At 33.0% G+C, this 17012-nt stretch carries 18 protein-coding genes and 1 tRNA gene; 9 read left to right on the forward strand and 10 right to left on the reverse strand.

What is annotated here, in order from left to right; all coding sequences use genetic code 11:
* Positions 1 to 171: 171 nt before the first annotated feature.
* Both ABD859_RS20810 and ABD859_RS20815 read left to right on the forward strand, forming a co-directional pair.
* Positions 172 to 1785 carry a hypothetical protein gene (locus tag ABD859_RS20810; protein WP_345146610.1) on the forward strand — a complete coding sequence of 538 codons (1614 nt, stop codon included), beginning with the start codon at positions 172 to 174 and terminating at the stop codon, positions 1783 to 1785.
* Between the two features lie 83 nt (positions 1786 to 1868).
* A complete protein-coding gene (locus ABD859_RS20815) occupies positions 1869 to 3800 on the forward strand; it encodes a DUF2339 domain-containing protein (protein ID WP_345146612.1) in 1932 nt (643 codons plus the stop codon).
* Between the two features lie 63 nt (positions 3801 to 3863).
* On the opposite strand, the gene ABD859_RS20820 is transcribed toward ABD859_RS20815, so the two are convergent.
* Positions 3864 to 4223 (reverse strand): winged helix-turn-helix transcriptional regulator, encoded by a 360-nt coding sequence (locus ABD859_RS20820; protein ID WP_345146613.1) that lies wholly within the window; start codon positions 4221 to 4223, stop codon positions 3864 to 3866.
* A 131-nt stretch (positions 4224 to 4354) separates the two neighbouring features.
* Here ABD859_RS20820 and ABD859_RS20825 point away from each other — a divergent pair, with 131 nt between their 5' ends.
* Complete coding sequence (locus ABD859_RS20825) at positions 4355 to 5209, forward strand: NADPH-dependent oxidoreductase (RefSeq protein ID WP_345146614.1); 855 nt, start codon at positions 4355 to 4357, stop codon at positions 5207 to 5209.
* A 2-nt stretch (positions 5210 to 5211) separates the two neighbouring features.
* Here the strand turns inward: ABD859_RS20825 and ABD859_RS20830 are convergent, their stop codons facing one another.
* Positions 5212 to 5466, reverse strand: coding sequence for a hypothetical protein (locus tag ABD859_RS20830; protein WP_345146615.1), 255 nt, complete (start codon positions 5464 to 5466; stop codon positions 5212 to 5214).
* A 135-nt stretch (positions 5467 to 5601) separates the two neighbouring features.
* Positions 5602 to 5678 (reverse strand) — tRNA-Met (locus tag ABD859_RS20835).
* Positions 5679 to 5828: 150 nt separating this feature from the next.
* On the opposite strand from ABD859_RS20835, the gene ABD859_RS20840 reads away from it, so the two are divergent.
* Positions 5829 to 6221, forward strand: coding sequence for an START-like domain-containing protein (locus ABD859_RS20840; protein WP_345146616.1), 393 nt, complete (start codon positions 5829 to 5831; stop codon positions 6219 to 6221).
* Between the two features lie 54 nt (positions 6222 to 6275).
* Entirely contained in the window at positions 6276 to 7112 is an 837-nt protein-coding gene (locus tag ABD859_RS20845) for an aminotransferase class IV (protein ID WP_345146618.1), read from the forward strand.
* Here ABD859_RS20845 and ABD859_RS20850 read toward each other — a convergent pair.
* From ABD859_RS20850 to ABD859_RS20880, 7 genes are all read right to left on the reverse strand, one after another.
* Complete coding sequence (locus ABD859_RS20850) at positions 7109 to 7669, reverse strand: YqgE/AlgH family protein (protein WP_345146620.1); 561 nt, start codon at positions 7667 to 7669, stop codon at positions 7109 to 7111. The two genes, ABD859_RS20845 and ABD859_RS20850, sit on opposite strands and share 4 nt — an antisense overlap.
* Positions 7670 to 7798: 129 nt before the next feature.
* Positions 7799 to 8071 (reverse strand): HU family DNA-binding protein, encoded by a 273-nt coding sequence (locus tag ABD859_RS20855; protein WP_012022249.1) that lies wholly within the window; start codon positions 8069 to 8071, stop codon positions 7799 to 7801.
* 180 nt (positions 8072 to 8251) lie between these two features.
* On the reverse strand, positions 8252 to 9199 hold the full coding sequence (fmt, locus tag ABD859_RS20860; protein WP_345146623.1) for a methionyl-tRNA formyltransferase: 948 nt from the start codon (positions 9197 to 9199) through the stop codon (positions 8252 to 8254).
* Positions 9199 to 11094 carry a RecQ family ATP-dependent DNA helicase gene (locus ABD859_RS20865; protein ID WP_345146625.1) on the reverse strand — a complete coding sequence of 632 codons (1896 nt, stop codon included), beginning with the start codon at positions 11092 to 11094 and terminating at the stop codon, positions 9199 to 9201. The genes fmt and ABD859_RS20865 overlap by 1 nt, the downstream gene beginning before the upstream one ends.
* A gap of 65 nt (positions 11095 to 11159) precedes the next feature.
* On the reverse strand, positions 11160 to 11693 hold the full coding sequence (locus ABD859_RS20870) for an AAA family ATPase (protein ID WP_345146627.1): 534 nt from the start codon (positions 11691 to 11693) through the stop codon (positions 11160 to 11162).
* A gap of 339 nt (positions 11694 to 12032) precedes the next feature.
* Positions 12033 to 12311 (reverse strand): hypothetical protein, encoded by a 279-nt coding sequence (locus ABD859_RS20875; protein WP_345146628.1) that lies wholly within the window; start codon positions 12309 to 12311, stop codon positions 12033 to 12035.
* A 17-nt stretch (positions 12312 to 12328) separates the two neighbouring features.
* Positions 12329 to 13243, reverse strand: coding sequence for an alpha/beta hydrolase family protein (locus tag ABD859_RS20880; protein ID WP_345146629.1), 915 nt, complete (start codon positions 13241 to 13243; stop codon positions 12329 to 12331).
* Positions 13244 to 13494: 251 nt separating this feature from the next.
* On the opposite strand from ABD859_RS20880, the gene ABD859_RS20885 reads away from it, so the two are divergent.
* The 4 genes from ABD859_RS20885 to ABD859_RS20900 all read left to right on the forward strand — a co-directional run bounded on the left by ABD859_RS20885 (position 13495) and on the right by ABD859_RS20900 (position 16997).
* Positions 13495 to 13791 carry a DUF493 family protein gene (locus tag ABD859_RS20885; RefSeq protein ID WP_345146630.1) on the forward strand — a complete coding sequence of 99 codons (297 nt, stop codon included), beginning with the start codon at positions 13495 to 13497 and terminating at the stop codon, positions 13789 to 13791.
* A 3-nt stretch (positions 13792 to 13794) separates the two neighbouring features.
* Positions 13795 to 14517: a DUF4290 domain-containing protein gene (locus ABD859_RS20890; RefSeq protein ID WP_345146631.1), complete on the forward strand. Its 723-nt coding sequence runs from the start codon at positions 13795 to 13797 to the stop codon at positions 14515 to 14517.
* A gap of 191 nt (positions 14518 to 14708) precedes the next feature.
* The gene (gene murA, locus ABD859_RS20895; protein WP_345146633.1) at positions 14709 to 16022 is read left to right on the forward strand and encodes a UDP-N-acetylglucosamine 1-carboxyvinyltransferase; all 1314 of its coding nucleotides are present in this window, start codon (positions 14709 to 14711) and stop codon (positions 16020 to 16022) included.
* A 96-nt stretch (positions 16023 to 16118) separates the two neighbouring features.
* Entirely contained in the window at positions 16119 to 16997 is an 879-nt protein-coding gene (locus tag ABD859_RS20900; RefSeq protein WP_345146634.1) for a cation diffusion facilitator family transporter, read from the forward strand.
* Positions 16998 to 17012: the final 15 nt, after the last annotated feature.

Genomic DNA, 17012 nt, shown 5'->3' on the forward strand with positions numbered 1-17012 from the left:
AAGTGATGTTTTCTGTTTTGATATTTATTAAAAATCTTAAGATTTTTTCTATTTCAAAAGTAATTTAGAATTTAACATCTACATTCAAAAAACTATCCTATTTTAGAAATTAATTTATAAATGTTAAAACATGTATAGTTTTCTTACATTTGCAGATTCAAAATTTAAACTATGGAGAACTTTATTCTTATTGGATTAATAGGATGCATTATTGTTTTGTTTAATAATTTATCCAAAATAAAAAAAGACAATGAGTCGTTAGAATCCCTTTACAAGAAAATCAAAGGCGATCATATTGCTTTAAAAAAAGAAATTGAAGATATTAAAAACCAAATGCAGCAATCTAATTTTGCCGGCGCAGAATTAATATCTAACATTGAAGAAAAAGAAACCATTTTAGACCCAGTAACAGAAGTCGCTCCGCCTGTTATTCCTGATCCTGTTGTTACTTTTGATGAATCTGTTTTAGATAAAGAAACTCAAATTACTGAAGAATTACAGGAAATTCATATTTACGATTCTGTTAATGAAATAGTTGAGGTAAAAGAAATTTCTAATACTGAAGCGAATATTGAAACACAGTCAATTCCTGAGTATGAAGAACAAATAACACCTCAATATCAGGAGAAAGAAATATATAAGGAAAGTGCTTTTTCAATTTTTATAAAAAAAATCGAACAGCAGTTTGTCGAAAACTGGACCGGAATTTTAGGAACCGCCATAATGGTTCTGGGAGTTGGTTATTTAAGTATTTACACCGCATTAAAAGTTTCGCCAATGTTTAGGGTTTTAATCCTTTGGCTTTATGCCGGAGCTTTAGCAGGATCTTATTTCTTTTTGAAGAATAAAGAAAAATGGCTTAAAACCGGATTGTGGCTTCGAAGCGCCGGAGCAAGTTTGTTTTTGTTTGGATGTTTCGGTGCGTCGCAAATTGAAGCGCTTGCCTTTATAGAAAACATTCCGCTTGCCTATTCACTTATTGGAATTGGAATTGCGATTAACTTATATGTGGGTTATATTATAAAACAGCAGACTTTTTTATCGCTCCATGTCATTTTAAGTGTTTTAATTTTATGTGTAATTCCTGAGAAGGTTCTAATTACATTTTTGCTGGCTTCTTTAACCGCCACAGCAGGAATTGTTTTATCATATAAAGAAAAATGGGAATATCATTTATTGATTGTTATTTCGGCCTTTATTATTTTTGATATTTGGTTTACACAAGGTCATAATATTCTAAGCCCATCTCAAAATATTTTTGCCATATTAGGTATAATTTTGGTTTCTGTAAGCTGTATGTATATGCAGTACAGAAATATTTACACAAATACCCATTTTGACCGAATTGCTTTTATAACACATCTTACCAACTGGATTTTATTTGCTTTAGGATTGATTTTACATTCAACAGGAAGCAAAATCAAAATATTCGTTTTGTTAGCAGCAGGAATTTTGTGTCTTTTTGCGGCTCTTTTTGCAAGAAAGAAAAAGATTTTCTGGCTTTATCATTTAGACGGAATGGTTTCGTTCTTGCTTTTTTCACTAAGTATTATAATGCTGAATGACTGGAAAGTTGGTTATGATGTTATCGCCTGCGGATTGTACTTTTTAGCAACAGCTTGTTTATTTATTGTTTACAAAAGCAAGGAAGTTTTATTGCATAAAATATTTTTAGGCATCAATCATGTTTTAGCTTTGTTTGTATTTGGGTTCTTTATTTTACATGTAAATCCATTCTGGATCAGGGCTATGTTACAAATACTTTTGCGACATCGATCGCTGTGACTCTGTTCACATTAATGGTTCCTGTTTTTTGCTCAGTTAAAAAAGAGTTTTTAGAAATTGATTCTTTTATTATTAAAAAAGACTTGAGTTTAAATGGAATCTTCTCGATTTTATTTTCAATCATCTTTTTTATAAGCTGGTATCATACTATCGAAGTTTCGTTTTATTGGCCTCTCATATTTTTGGCTTTGTTATGGAGTTTTTTACAATCCAAATTCAAGAATAATACATTTGATTTAGGAAGATTCGTTTTTTTAATCATCGCTGTTATTTCAGGATTAGTATTGATTCTCAATGAAACTAAATCTTATTTAGATATTCTTTTTGCTTTAGGAATGATTTCTGTAATAACGCTGAACTGGTTTGTGAAAATATTCTACAAAGATGAAAGTCTTATAAAAACTATTGGGATTATTGGTGTAAATGCTTTGTTAGTTTCGATTACCTATAAATATTTTAATACTATAAATATTGTTGGGATTTTTGCCTGTCTGGGTATTGCATTACTAAATCATGAATTTTTATGGATTCAATTTAAACGAAAATCACTTGCTAAAGACAACCAGGTTTTATTATATGTTTTTTGTCTTATTTTTTCAATTATTGGAAGTTTATGCTTTTTGATCGAAACCGATTTATTAAACAATACAGAAATTGCATTAATTGCTGTTGGACTTTCTGTTATTGAAATTTATATTTTGTTTGCCGATAAAATTAGAAATAAATCAAATGATGTTATTTCAGGCTGGACAAATTTCAGTACAGTCAATTCAGAATTAATCCTTTTTAATGCATTAGTTTTTGGATTTTCTTGTATCCAAATAGATTATGTTCCTGTTTATTTATCGGCTTTGGCGGTAATTACTTTTTGGATTTTTCAAAAAACAGAAAAAACAAAACGTTACAACATCTATTCATTTGTTCTGTTAATTAGTGCAGTGCTTTTAAGTGTTTATTTAGCTGTATACGAAACGAATAAGGTGGGTAAAATTATAATTTACGCGGTACAAGCAGTAAGTGTTATCATATCTGCTGCTTATAGTTTTCTTCAAATTAAAAGCACAAAAGAAGAAGGAAAAATGTTTAGCGCCATTTTACCTATAATTCAAAATTTATGGATAATTGCTTTATTATTTATTCAGGTAGAAACTGCATATCTGCCTTTAGTTTTTATGCTTTTGGCAATGCTTAATTTTGGTTTGATTTTATACAAAAAACTGGATTTAGTTCCAGAATCAGTTTTGATTATTGGGCTTTTATCTATTCTTACTTCTGTTGTTTATAGTATTCAGACGCTGAATAATTTTGTTTTACTGGACTGGATTCTCCAGCTTTCGACTATTCTTTTATTTATTGTTTTAATTCTTTTTATCACTAAAAAAGAATTCATTAAATCATTGCAGATCGATTATCAGATTGCTGTAAACGTCTGGCTTTCGGTTATTATGTTTACCCAATTAGAGCATAAATGGCTTCCGGTATTTTGGGCAGCAACGGCCATTGTAAACGTATTGCTTTATTATAAAAAGATTGGCAGTAAAAAAGAAATCAGCATTGTTTATTATTTGCTGGCTAATTTTCATTTAGCCTTTGTTAGTTTTAATTATTACCAGTCTAAATTCGAATTCGTTTATCTTATCATATTTGCCTTGTTGGCATTGTATATTTTTATAATGTATAAATACATTGAAGACTTTAAGTTTAGAAACAGTATTATTATTTATCCGGCGACTTTTAGTATTGGATTGTTCTTGTTTCTTTCGTTTGATAAAGGAATCTTAACATTCTTCTGGATTTTAGAATCATTGGGATTATTAATACTCGGTATTATTTTAAAAGAAAAATACTTCCGATACGTTTCAATTTCCTTGGTAGGAGTCTGTGTTATTCGATTAATGTTCTTCGATTTGTCAAATGCCGATTTCCTAATACGAGCATTAGTTTTATTAGGCGTTGGAGTAGTGCTTTTAGTAATGAATACTTTATTTAAAAAATACAAAGACAGATTTGATTAAAAAAGAGCTTTTAATAAAACCTTAGACATCTTGTTTAAGGTTTTATTGTTTTATAGAAATCCATTATTTCTTTTTTCCGCTGTTAAGATCAGGATGTCTGCATCCTTTATTGGTGTACATTGTCCACCAGTTTTCTAAAGTATCTACAACGGGATGAAGTGAAAGGCCTAATTCTGTCAATTGATACTCAACTCTGGGAGGAGTTTCTGCAAAAACTTCTCTCACAATTATGCCATCTCTTTCTAATTCTCTCAATTGAGTGGTAAGTGTAGCTTGCGCGAGATTTTCCATTTCTTTACGAAGTTCTCCAAAACGACGTGGGCAAACAGAACCAATAGCTTTTATCAGCGGAATTTTCCATTTCCCTCCAATTATTTTAAAGATTCCAGTTAAATCGAAATTATAATCGATATTATTTTCCATTTTTTTTGTGTTTCTAAGTGCTTAGTAATGAGTAATAGTATGGTTTTGTATACTAAGTATTGTAAGTGCAACTACTTGATTATAAATATGTTTGATCGTATTTTTGCACGCAAATATATAAAAATTCATTTATGAAGAAAAAACAAAATAATAGAAAAGAACAATTGTTGTTTCAAAGATATGGAGCAGATTCAGTTCCTAAAAATATAATATACAATGAACAAATTGATTTACTGCTTAGCCATCGTTCAGTAAGAAAATATCTCCCAGATGCATTGCCGGATGGAACAATAGAAACAATTATTGCGGCGGCCCAGTCAGCTTCTAATTCATCAAATCTCAATCAGTGGAGTGTTATAGCCATAACAGATCCTGAATTAAAATCAGAAATAGCTAAAACATCAAGATTAGGTTCAAAATTCGGAATGGGTAATCCTTATATCGAACAAGCTCCGGTTTTTTTATTGTGGATTGCTGATATGTCTCGTAATAATAAAATTTCATTAGTTGAAAATGAAACAGCCCAAGTATTGCAATATACAGATGCTTTTTTAATGGCTTCAATTGATACTGCAATCGCTTCTCAAAATGCAGTTGTTGCTGCAGAATCTTTAGGTTTGGGAATCGTTTACATTGGGGCTATGCGAAACAATGCTAAAGAAATTTCTGTGTTATTGAATTTGCCTGATTATAGTTATGTGGTTTTTGGAATGGCAGTAGGGAAACCGGATCCAACAGAAGTCAGCAGAATTCGACCTCGTTTGAGTCAAAATGCGGTACTCCACTACAATGGGTATAATAAAGATCGATGGCTTGATGAAGTTACTGTATATGAAAAAGCATTTCTTGAATTTAGAGAAGAAATTGGTTTAAAAAACAAAAGCTGGCAGGAAACCGTGCGTTTCTCATCTAATGACTTGACTTATATGGAAGGAAGAGAAAATTTAAGGACTACATTACAAGAACGTGGATTTAAACTTCTCTAAAATTATTCCTCCTTTTGACCGTCGATTGCAGAGATTTGATCCAGAATATTAGTTTGGTTGGGTGAAATGTAGTTTTTGGTTTCACTTACGGCTTCTTTCTTGAAAAGAAGATCTAATGCATTGTATAGTTTTAATAAAACATCTTTGTCTTCTTTTGCAATATCTAAAGCGGTATTAAAATTAAAGACATAATTATTCGAATTGCGTACTTCTACTTTTATCGTTTTTGATGTGATTTTAAATTTAACTATATCCATTATAGGGAAGAAATTACAGTTAGTAAAATGTTATTTTAAAAGTAGTTATATAAAATGTAAACAACAAATTTAGTATAATAACAAACGTATTATAAATAAAAAAACATCACTTTTTAAAGTGATGTTTTTTTTACCTGGTAGCGAGGACGGGAGTTGAACCCGTGACCTCAGGGTTATGAATCCTGCGCTCTAACCAACTGAGCTACCTCGCCTGGACTGCTATCATGAATTCCTGATTGCGGGTGCAAAGATATAAATAATATTAAAGCTCGCAAGCAAATTTTGAAGAAAAAAAAATATTTTTAAAAACGTATTGTTTTTGAACATATATTCTTATATTTCGAAAAAATTAAAAGTAGCACATGGATTCAAAAATACGTTACGAAATCGAGTTTCCGATCAATTCTTCGCCGCAATTATTGTATCAATATATATCAACTCCGTCAGGTTTATCAGAATGGTTTGCTGACAATGTTAATTCAAGAGGAGAGTTTTTCACCTTTATTTGGAATGATTCGCAGGAAAAAGCGCGTCTTGCTTCTAAAAAAAGTGGTGAAAAAGTAAAGTTTAAATGGGTTGATGAAAGCAGTAAGGATACTGAATACTTTTTTGAACTGCACATTTTGGTAGACGAATTAACCAAAGACGTATCTTTGATGGTAGTAGATTTTGCTGAAAAAGAAGAAATAGGAGAGGCTAAACAATTGTGGGAGAATCAAATCTCAGACCTAAAACATCTTATAGGATCTGTTTAGTAAAAGTCTATTTTATGCCTTATATTTGCCCTGAACAAAATTCAGGGTTTTTTTATGATTAATTTTAACGGAAACATTACAGCAGAAGAAAATATATTAACTCAAAACCGAGCATTTCTATACGGAGACGGTGTTTTTGAAACAGTTAAAATTATCAATAATAAAATTTTGTTTCTGGAGGATCATTATTTCAGATTAATGGCTTCAATGCGTGTTGTAAGAATGGAAATTCCAATGAATTTTACAATGGAGTTTTTTGAAGAACAGATTTTAAATCTGGTGCAGGAAAAAGGAATTTCAGCATCGGCAAGAGCCCGAATCACAGTTTTTAGAAATGATGGAGGCCTGTATCTGCCAAAAACAAATGAAGTTTCATATTTGATTAATGCATCGTCTTTGGAAAACACGTTGTACGTGTTAAATACGGCTCAGTATGAAGTTGATTTGTATAAAGATTTCTACGTGTCAAAACAATTATTATCGTCTATTAAAACGACTAATAAGATGATTAACGTGACTGGAAATATTTTTGCTCATGAAAACGGACTTGCAAATTGTCTTTTAATAAACGATACAAAAAATGTAATTGAAGGTTTACAGGGTAATTTATTTATGCTGACTGGTAAAAAACTAATTACGCCGCCGGTTTCAGAAGGCTGTTTAAACGGAATTATGCGTAAGCAAATTTTGGCCTTGGCTAAAAAAGTAGAAGGCATAGAGGTTGTAGAAGAAATAATTTCACCATTTGATCTTCAAAAAGCAGATGAATTATTCCTGACAAATGTAATCATGGGAATACAACCGATAACTAAATATCGAAAAAAAGAGTTTACGAGTAATCTGGCTCATTTATTAATGCAAAAACTAAATGAAACCATATCTGGAAATTAATTCAGATATGGATTTTCAGGTGCATTTGACCAAATAAGATAATCTCCGCCAAGTTCGATAATCTGCTCTTTCCAAAAATGAGTGGTTGATTTTCCAATAATTTTATTTTTGTAATTATTATCGGCAATAATCCAGGAGTTTCCCTGCATCTCATTTTCAAGCTGATTCTCCTCCCAGCCGGTATATCCTAAGAAAAAACGAATGTTGTTTTTGCTGATCGATCCGTCGTTTATTAAATCTTTAGTCGATTCAAAATCCCCTCCCCAGTAAATCCCGTTAGAAATCTCAACACTGTTTGGGATTAAATCCGGAATATTATGAATGAAGTACAGATTATCTTGCTCAACTGGTCCTCCGTTATATATCTTGAAGTTGGCATCAATCTCCGGTATTAAGTCATTAATAGTATATTTTAAAGGTTTATTAATGATAAAACCTATTGATCCTTCCTTGTTATGGTCTGCTAATAAAATTACCGATCTGTTAAAAGATAAATCTCCAATTATTGAAGGCTCGGCAATAAGCAGGTGTCCTTTTTTTAATTTTTCTGAAATCATACGGCTACAATTTTTATTAAATTTAATCATAAAATTTTTAAAATCACAAAAAAAATCGTTAAACCGCATAAAAAAACCCTCCACAAGGAGGGTTTTAATTATATTATTTAGTTTAGAGAACTTTCTTACTTAGTTCACTGCACCTTCTAATTCAGCTCCAGCTTTGAATTTTACTACATTTTTTGCAGCAATTTTGATAGTTTTTCCTGTTTGAGGATTTCTACCGTCTCTAGCAGCTCTCGCAGATACTGACCAAGATCCGAAACCTACTAATGAAATTCTTCCGCCTTTTTTCAAAGTAGTTCCTACATTTCCTAAAAATGACTCTAAAGCTAATTTTGCCGCAGCTTTTGTAATTCCTGCATCAGCAGCGATAGCATCGATTAATTCTGATTTGTTCATAATAATTAGTTATTAATTGTTGGTTAAAAAAAATTGTTAATACACAAATTTAGTAGGAAATCCGTTGCGTGCAAGTGTTTTCTTTAATTTTAGCAATAATTGTTGATAACTTACTTTTTTTGTTCATAAAGCATGTTGTTTGTCGATTAAAAACAGGTACAAACCCCTGTTTTACTGACGTTAATAGACCTTTGCCTCATCAGAAAAAGTTATACCGTTTAACAATTCTGCCACTTGCATTCTCTTTTTTCCTGGTAATTGTAGACTTAATAACTGTAGATAGCCGTTTTTTATTGCAATTTTAATTTCTTTTTTAGTGCTTATTAATTTTCCCGTCTCATAAGAATGGGGCTCTTCAACAAGTTTGGCTTCGTAGATTTTTATATTTAATTCTTCGTTTTTGTCTTTTAAAAAACACCATGCTGCAGGATAAGGACTTAGACCGCGAATAAGGTTGTTTATCTCGTTTCCGGATTTTGTCCAGTCAATTTTACAATTGTCCTTATTTAGTTTGTAAGCCGTTTTAATATCATCGTTATCTTCCTGAATAGTTGTAGTAACATTTCCGTTTTCAATTACTTTTAAAGTGTCGATTACCGTTGTGCTTCCTAAATGCATTAATCGGTCGTGTAATTGTCCTGCATTTTCCTGCGGTTCAATTGCAATCTCCGAATTTAAAATCATCGCTCCGGTATCAATTTTATCATCTATAAAAAATGTTGTAACTCCGGTTTTTGTTTCTCCGTTTATAATAGCCCAGTTTATTGGTGCTGCGCCGCGATAATTTGGCAGTAACGAAGCGTGAAGATTAAAAGTTCCCAGACTTGGCATTTCCCAGACTGCTTTTGGCAGCATTCTAAATGCAACCACAATTTGTAAGTTGGCATTTAGAGCTTTTAATTCGGCTAAAAAATTTTCGTCTTTTAAATTGGTCGGCTGTAATAAAGTAAGATTGTTTGCTAATGCATATTCTTTAACTGCCGAATATTTTATTTTTTGTCCGCGTCCTGCTGGTTTATCTGCAGCGGTAATAACGCCCACAACATCGTAATTGTTTTTAATGATGGTGTCCAAAATGCCAACTGCAAACTCTGGAGTTCCCATAAAAATAATTCGTAATTTTTCCATTATGATTTTAAAGTGTATTTATTGTTCGCTAAAATAACGATATGATTATTTTCTAATAATTCCTGAAGAACCGAAAGAACATCTTTTGCATCTAATTTTATCTGGCTCTGAATTTCACGCGAAGTTAAGGCAGTAGCTTTTAATAAATAAAGAATTTTATCAGCAATAGAATCAGCTTCGGTTATTTTTCCTTTTTGAGTAATGCAATAGGAGCAGACACCGCAGTTTGTAGTGGTTTCTTCTCCAAAATAATCCAAAACCAATCTGTTTTTGCAGGTTTTGTCTTCTTTTATATAATACAGTACAGACGAAAGCTGATCGCGTTTCAGTTTATTTTGTTTTTCCAGATATTTTGAAACCCTGTTTATGGTTAAATCATCTTCACGGACTTCATTAAATAAAATGGTAGCATCGTTGTTTTTGGATTTGTATTCGATGATATCTTTTTCTTTTAATTTTTCTAAAAGTGCTGTAACCTGTTCTTCGGTATGATTTGATTTTTTAGCAATCAGCGAAAGGTTAAGAGGTGTTTTCATTTCGTGAATTCCCGGATACGTTCTTAAAATGGCCAGAATAATTTCTTCGTCATTAGGATTCAGACTCATGTATCGAATTACTTCTTTCGATTCAATTAAAAACTGCATCGTTACTTTTTCTGAAAATTCCTGAGACATCGTTATAATTCCCTGCTGGTTTAAAAACTGCAAAGCATTATAGGTTTTTAAAGTAGGAAAGTCATATTTGTTGCAAAAATGATTCATTTTAAAAGAATACGAATCGTCTATACCTTCTCCGTAAGCAATCTGAAAATAGTTGCAGAGCTTAACATACATAGTTTTTAAAAACTTTTTGTCAGGCAGAACATTTATAAACTGCTGTTCGGTTTGGTTGGCATCTGAATTATTAAATAATAAAACCGAAAAAGCTTTTTCGCCGTTTCTTCCCGCGCGTCCGGATTCCTGATAATAATTTTCTAAGTTTTCTGGTAACTGTGTATGAATTACTGTTTTTACATTGTCTTTGTCAATTCCCATTCCAAACGCATTCGTAGCTACAATAACCTGCGCCTGCTCAGACATCCACAATTGCATATTTTTATCTTTTTCCTGAGCCGAAAGTCCGCCATGGTAATACGTTGCTCTAAACCCAAGCGACTGCAATTGAGTAGACATATTTAAACACGATTTTCTGTTTCGGACATATATAATAGAAGGCTGCGGATTTTTCTTTAAAATCTGCTCGACGCGGTATAATTTGTCTTCAACTTCAAAAACCATATAAGCAATATTCTTTCTTTCAAAAGACTGCTGAAAAAGTTTAGGATCTTTTAATCCCAGTTCGGTTTTAATATCTTCTACAACTCTTGGCGTTGCAGTAGCTGTTAAAGCCAAAAACGGAACTTTAGGGAAATATTTTTTAAGTTCTGAAATTTTTAAATAAGCCGGTCTAAAATCGTGTCCCCATTGCGAAACGCAATGCGCCTCATCAATAGCAATTAAATTGATAGGAAGATTTTTGATGCGTTCTAAAATCCAATCCGATTGTAAACGCTCCGGAGAAAGATAAAGAAACTTATAATTCCCAAATTGGCAGTTGTCCAGAAGATTAATAATTTCTTCTGTATGAATTCCTCCGGTAAGAGCAATGGCTTTAATATCTCTTTTTTGAAGATTCGCCACCTGATCTTTCATTAAAGCAATTAAAGGCGAGACAACCAGGCAAATTCCTTCGCGCATCATGGCCGGAACCTGAAAACAAATCGATTTTCCGCCTCCGGTTGGCAGCAGCGCAAAAGTGTCCTGACCTTCTAAAACTGAATCGATGATTTCTTTTTGCAGAGGTCGAAAACTGGAGTGTTTCCAGTATTTAAAAAGAATTTCCTGTGCGTCCTGCATGGCCTGTGTTTTAAAGTTAAAAGTTTAGAAATCAGTTTCTAGTTTTGCAACTTTAAAACCGGCTGCTAAATTTTGTCTAAGATATAAAGAATTCTGTTTTCAACCGTATCTTTCGGAACCTCAATTAGATCGTAACCGTACTTCTTATAGGTTTCAATAAGATGTTTTTGAATTTCTAATGCCTGTTCAAAATCTTCATAACGTTGTGTGTCGCTCTGATATATTTCTTCCCATGGCGGTAAAATAAAAGTTTTAGAATATTTGTAATCCTCACAAGCCTTACTAAAATGTGATGGATACTCGTCTCCAATATAATCCATGTAGGCTACTACATCTGGAATTCCTCTGTCTATAAAAACCACATTGTCTGGTTCTTCTTTAGCATTGTTAAACTGCTGTATACGACCTTCAAGAAGCATTTCGCTAAACAATAAAGGCTGTTCAAGAAATAATTGCTCGATGCCTCTTTTTTGAGCTTCAAGTGTAACTTCTCTCGAAATTTCGGGGTAGCAGCAATAACCGCGAGCGACTAATTCGTTTATAAGTGTAGATTTTCCTGTACCAGGACCGCCAAGTAGGACTATGATTTCTTTTTGCACTATTCTAAAAATAAAGCGCAAATTTACCTAAACTTATTAATATATGAAAAATAAAATTTGCTTTGAGCGAATGATTTCGCATTTTTAGTAAAAATGGGTTCCTGCTGTTCGCTTCAATCTTTTGCTTTTTAAAGAAAAAAGCAAAAGGATTTTCGCTTCCATCAGGGCTAAAAGAGAAGCATGGTTTTGTTTTTGTAAAAAATAAAAAGTCCCGGCAGGGATGACACATTTATAGAAAATGTTCGCAATAAATTTAAAAGCTCCAGCGGAGCGAAATAATTTGTGAATATTTTATATGTCGCTCCGCTGGAGCTTTTTTCTGTGCGGGATTTATATTTGCTATAAATATTTTGCTCCGTCCGGAGCAATTATCATTTTATTATCTTCAATAATAAATGAGTTTTCGTGTATTCCTGTTGCGCCTTGAGTTTCGCATATTATTACACTTGAAATCTCGATTCCATTTTCTTTAACAATAACGGCATGCTTACTGCTGGGATGATATTCATTTTCTTCAAAATAAATTTTTCTATATTGATGTAAGTTATTGGTTGATTTCAATTTGTAATTTTTATCATCGATAACTTCAATCTCGAAACTTTTATAATCAATTTTCATAGTGCTAAATTGCAGAATTACTCACAAAACAAATACTTTCCGGAATCCTTTCCTTTTTTATTAGAAGGCATAATCAAATGCGATTGGAATTTTTTTCCGGCTAAAACATTATTTACAAAATCCAAAACATATTGCTTTCCGTCATGAAAAAGATAACCCGAAAATTCATGTCCGCCTCCGCAGAAAGTAATCAGTTCAATATCTTTGTGTAAATCATTCATTTGATTGTAAACGGCATACGAACCAAAAAGAATCAGCCAGCCCGAAGCATTTGTAGGGCACGAACGATGCGAACCTGCGCTATATGGAACCGTATCATCATTATTTCCATGTGCTAATAACATTGGAATTGCTCTTTCTTTGGTAATTAAATTAATATCCTGAATTGCGCCAGAACCTCCAATAAAACCTTTGTATTTAAAGTTTTCAGGAATATTGCCTTTGTATAAATTCATTAATTTATAATCCCAAAAAGAAGCGTGAAAACCAATTTCAGCACCAGCGCTAATTCCTGAAATGAATATTTTAGAAGTGTCTAAATTGTATTTGTTGGCATTTTCAATTAAAAATCCTGTTGCCTGCCACATATCGCTCACGCCAATTTGAATCGCTTTTATTTTTTCGGTCAAAGTTCCTTTACAGCCAAAATCTTTTCCTTTCATATACAAACTGTACGAAATGCTGGCAATGGCATATCCATTTTGCGCCATAAATTTCCCGAAATCTTTTTCACTTGTACGTTCTCCACCAGAAAATCCGCCTCCAAAAGCAAACATAATCAACGGGATTTTTTCGCCTGCTTTTACTTTTGGTAAATATAAATCCAAGTCGAGTTTTAAAGTGTCGTTTTGGAAATACGTTAATGTTTTAACTTCTTGTGCTTGGATTGAATTTAGAGTAAGAGCAATAAAAAGTAAAAAGATTTTTTTCATTCTGTAAGGTTTTAATCTCGCAAAGTCGCAAAGTTTTTCGCTACGAATTCACGAATTTTCGCTAATTTTTATTTTTTTGATTTGCCAAGTTAATTAAAATTCGTGAAATTGAAATTTCAGAAAAATGAATAGATGAAAATTCGTGAATTCGCGGCAGAAAAAATACTAGTTTTTTAGAGTCAAAAAATCTAAAATCTAAAATCATAAATCTGAAATCAAAACCGTATATTTGCGTTTATTTTTAATTACGAATGGAGAACGATAAAGAAAAAAATACAGCCGAATTTTATGAAAGATTAAAAGTTGAGCTTGACAATGCAAATGTCTGGCCGGCAGAATACTTATATAAATTCATTGTGCCTTCTGTTGCTGATAATGTAGAGCGTGTTGAAAAAGCTTTTGACAGAATGGGTGCGGTTATTAAAACAACAAAATCTAAAACGGGTAAATTTACCAGCGTTTCTGTAGATGTTACGATGCACAGTTCAGATGATGTGATCAGTAAATACAAAGAAGTTTCTACAATAGAAGGTATAGTTTCATTATAACTTATGATCGAAAAATATAAAAGAGAAGCCGCAAGCGATGTTGTTTATAATTTAGAATACAATTCTGAAAGACAGCGTTTAATTATCCCAGAATATGGTCGTCATTTACAAAAACTGATTGATCAGGCAACTGCTATTGAAGACGATGAAACGCGCAACAAAGCAGCAAAATATATTATTCAGGTAATGGGAAGTCTGAATCCGCATTTGCGTGATGTGCCCGATTTTCAGCATAAACTTTGGGATCAGCTTTTTATTATGTCTGATTTTAAACTGAATGTTGAATCGCCATATCCAATTCCGTCCAGAGAGGTTTTGGAGTTAAAGCCGGATGTTTTGCAATATCCTCAGAACTTTCCAAAATACAGATTTTATGGTAACAACATCAAATATATGATTGATGTTGCCAATAAATGGGAAGATGGCGAAATGAAAACAGCTTTGATTATGGTCATTGCAAATCATATGAAAAAGTCATTTTTAAGCTGGAACAAAGACACGGTAAAAGATGATGTGATTTTCGAGCATTTGTATGAATTGTCAGGCGGAAGAATCAATTTATTAGAAAGTACAGAAGAGTTGTTAAATACAACAGATTTAATGCGTACTAATAAACGTATGTCAAATAAAACAGCTTCAACTGGACAGGCAAAAACGCAGAATAACAAAAACAATAACAAAGGCGGTCAAAAAAAGAATTTTCAAAAAAACAATAATCAAAAATAAAAAAGCTTCTAAGATACTAAGGAACTAAGACGCTAAGATTTAGCTCAGAACCTTAGAATCTCAGAATCTTAAAACCTAAAAAATAAAAAAAGCTGCTAAGTGTCTAAGATACTAAGAAGCTAAGCTTTTCTGTAAAGAGAGAAAACTTAGAACCTTAGAACCTCAGTAACTCAGAACCTTAAAAACAATCTATGGGAATTTTTAAAATCGAAGGAGGAACACCTCTAAAAGGAGAAATCACTCCGCAAGGAGCAAAAAATGAGGCATTACAAATTTTATGTGCCGTGCTGCTAACAGGAGAGAAAGTAAAAATTAATAACATTCCTGATATTATAGACATCAATAAATTGATCACTTTACTGGGCAATTTAGGGGTGAAAATTCAACGTAACGAACCGGGATCAATCACTTTTCAGGCTGATGAAGTTAATGTTGGATATTTAGAAACTGAAGCTTTCAAAAAAGAAGGAGGAGCGCTTCGTGGTTCTATTATGATTGTTGGGCCGCTTTTAGCTCGTTTTGGAAAAGGATACATTCCAAAACCAGGAGGAGATAAAATCGGACGCCGTAGATTAGATACTCACTTTGAAGGTTTTATTAACCTTGGAGCAAAATTCAGATATAACAGAGAAGATCACTTTTACGGAGTAGAATCTCCGGAAGAAGGACTTCAGGGAACAGATATGCTTCTTGATGAAGCTTCTGTAACCGGAACTGCAAACATTGTAATGGCTGCAGTTTTAGCAAAAGGAACAACTACAGTTTATAATGCTGCATGCGAGCCTTACTTACAACAACTTTGTAAAATGTTAAACTCTATGGGAGCAAAAATCACTGGAGTTGGTTCGAACTTATTAACGATCGAAGGTGTTGAAAGTCTTGGTGGATGCGAACACAGAATTCTTCCGGATATGATCGAAATTGGTTCTTGGATTGGTCTTGCGGCTATGACAAAAAGTGAAATCACAATCAAAAATGTGAGCTGGGAAAATTTAGGCTTGATCCCGAATACTTTTAGAAAACTAGGTATTACAATCGAAAAACGTAACGACGATATTTATATTCCTGCTCATAAAGACGGATATGAAGTAAAAACAGATATCGATGGTTCTATATTAACAATTGCCGATGCGCCATGGCCAGGTTTTACCCCTGACTTATTAAGTATCGTTTTAGTTGTGGCAACACAGGCAAAAGGTGATGTTTTAATTCATCAAAAAATGTTCGAAAGCCGTTTATTCTTCGTGGATAAATTGATCGATATGGGAGCAAAAATCATGTTATGTGATCCGCATAGAGCTGTGGTTATGGGACATAATTTTGAATCTCAATTAAAAGCAACAACAATGTCATCTCCTGATATTCGTGCGGGAATTTCATTATTGATTGCGGCGCTTTCTGCAAAAGGAACAAGTACAATCCAAAATATCGAGCAAATCGACCGTGGATACGAGCGTATCGATGAGCGTTTAAGAGCGATTGGAGCAAAAATTGTTAGAGCGTAAATTGTTAGCCTCGAATTCACGAATTTAAATTTAGAGATGATCAAAATAATTCGTGATCCCGATAGCTATCGGGAGTGGCGAAAAAAATAGTCATAAATGACAAATGAACAAAAAGCTGTAAAAGCTACTATTTTTAGTATAGCCGGAAACACCTGCTTAGCCTTGATAAAAGGTTTAGCGGGTTTTTTTGGCAATTCTTATGCCTTGATTGCCGATGCGATTGAATCAACAACGGATATATTTTCGTCTTGTTTGGTTTTATTCGGAATCAAATATTCTAATAAGCCTGCCGATGAAAATCACCCGTACGGACACGGCCGTGCAGAGCCTTTAATTACCTTTTTAGTTGTTGGTTTTTTAATTACTTCGGCAACAATTATTGGTTACGAAAGTATTGCTAATATTCAAACTTCACACGATTTGCCAAAATCATGGACATTATATGTTTTAGGCGCGATTATAATCTGGAAAGAATACTCTTTTCGTGTGGTAATGAAACGAAGTAAACAGACAAACAGTTCATCTTTAGCAGCCGATGCCTGGCACCATAGAAGCGATGCGATAACTTCGGTTGCAGCATTTATCGGAATTTCGATTGCATTAATTATGGGGAAAGGATATGAATCTGCAGATGACTGGGCAGCGCTTTTTGCAGCATTTTTTATTCTTTATAACAGTTATAAAATTTTCAGACCGGCACTTGGCGAAATCATGGATGAAAATCTGAATGATGATTTAGTAGAAGAAATCCGCGTGGTTTCTTTAACTGTTCCGGGAATTTTAGGCACAGAAAAATGTTATATCCGAAAAGCCGGAATGCGCTACCACGTTGATCTTCACGCCATAGTTTCGGCTAAAATTTCAGTAAAAGAAGGTCATGATTTGTCGCACAAACTGCAGGATACTTTAAAAGAAAAAATTCCACAACTGGGAAATGTCCTGATTCATATTGAACCGGATGATTATCATTGTTAGATTTGAGATTCAAAG

The organism is Flavobacterium ginsengiterrae (genome assembly GCF_039539785.1).
GTDB classification, from domain to species: Bacteria; Bacteroidota; Bacteroidia; order Flavobacteriales; family Flavobacteriaceae; genus Flavobacterium; species Flavobacterium ginsengiterrae.

Bases quoted from the DNA above. Each gene is read 5' to 3' on its own strand.
- ABD859_RS20810 (WP_345146610.1), top strand. From the start codon at position 172: ATGGAGAACTTTATTCTTATTGGATTAATAGGATGCATTATTGTTTTG.
- ABD859_RS20820 (WP_345146613.1), bottom strand. From the start codon at position 4,223: ATGGAAAATAATATCGATTATAATTTCGATTTAACTGGAATCTTTAAA.
- ABD859_RS20825 (WP_345146614.1), top strand. From the start codon at position 4,355: ATGAAGAAAAAACAAAATAATAGAAAAGAACAATTGTTGTTTCAAAGA.
- ABD859_RS20830 (WP_345146615.1), bottom strand. From the start codon at position 5,466: ATGGATATAGTTAAATTTAAAATCACATCAAAAACGATAAAAGTAGAA.
- ABD859_RS20840 (WP_345146616.1), top strand. From the start codon at position 5,829: ATGGATTCAAAAATACGTTACGAAATCGAGTTTCCGATCAATTCTTCG.
- ABD859_RS20845 (WP_345146618.1), top strand. From the start codon at position 6,276: ATGATTAATTTTAACGGAAACATTACAGCAGAAGAAAATATATTAACT.
- ABD859_RS20850 (WP_345146620.1), bottom strand. From the start codon at position 7,669: ATGATTTCAGAAAAATTAAAAAAAGGACACCTGCTTATTGCCGAGCCT.
- ABD859_RS20855 (WP_012022249.1), bottom strand. From the start codon at position 8,071: ATGAACAAATCAGAATTAATCGATGCTATCGCTGCTGATGCAGGAATT.
- fmt (WP_345146623.1), bottom strand. From the start codon at position 9,199: ATGGAAAAATTACGAATTATTTTTATGGGAACTCCAGAGTTTGCAGTT.
- ABD859_RS20865 (WP_345146625.1), bottom strand. From the start codon at position 11,094: ATGCAGGACGCACAGGAAATTCTTTTTAAATACTGGAAACACTCCAGT.
- ABD859_RS20875 (WP_345146628.1), bottom strand. From the start codon at position 12,311: ATGAAAATTGATTATAAAAGTTTCGAGATTGAAGTTATCGATGATAAA.
- ABD859_RS20880 (WP_345146629.1), bottom strand. From the start codon at position 13,243: ATGAAAAAAATCTTTTTACTTTTTATTGCTCTTACTCTAAATTCAATC.
- ABD859_RS20885 (WP_345146630.1), top strand. From the start codon at position 13,495: ATGGAGAACGATAAAGAAAAAAATACAGCCGAATTTTATGAAAGATTA.
- ABD859_RS20890 (WP_345146631.1), top strand. From the start codon at position 13,795: ATGATCGAAAAATATAAAAGAGAAGCCGCAAGCGATGTTGTTTATAAT.
- murA (WP_345146633.1), top strand. From the start codon at position 14,709: ATGGGAATTTTTAAAATCGAAGGAGGAACACCTCTAAAAGGAGAAATC.
- ABD859_RS20900 (WP_345146634.1), top strand. From the start codon at position 16,119: ATGACAAATGAACAAAAAGCTGTAAAAGCTACTATTTTTAGTATAGCC.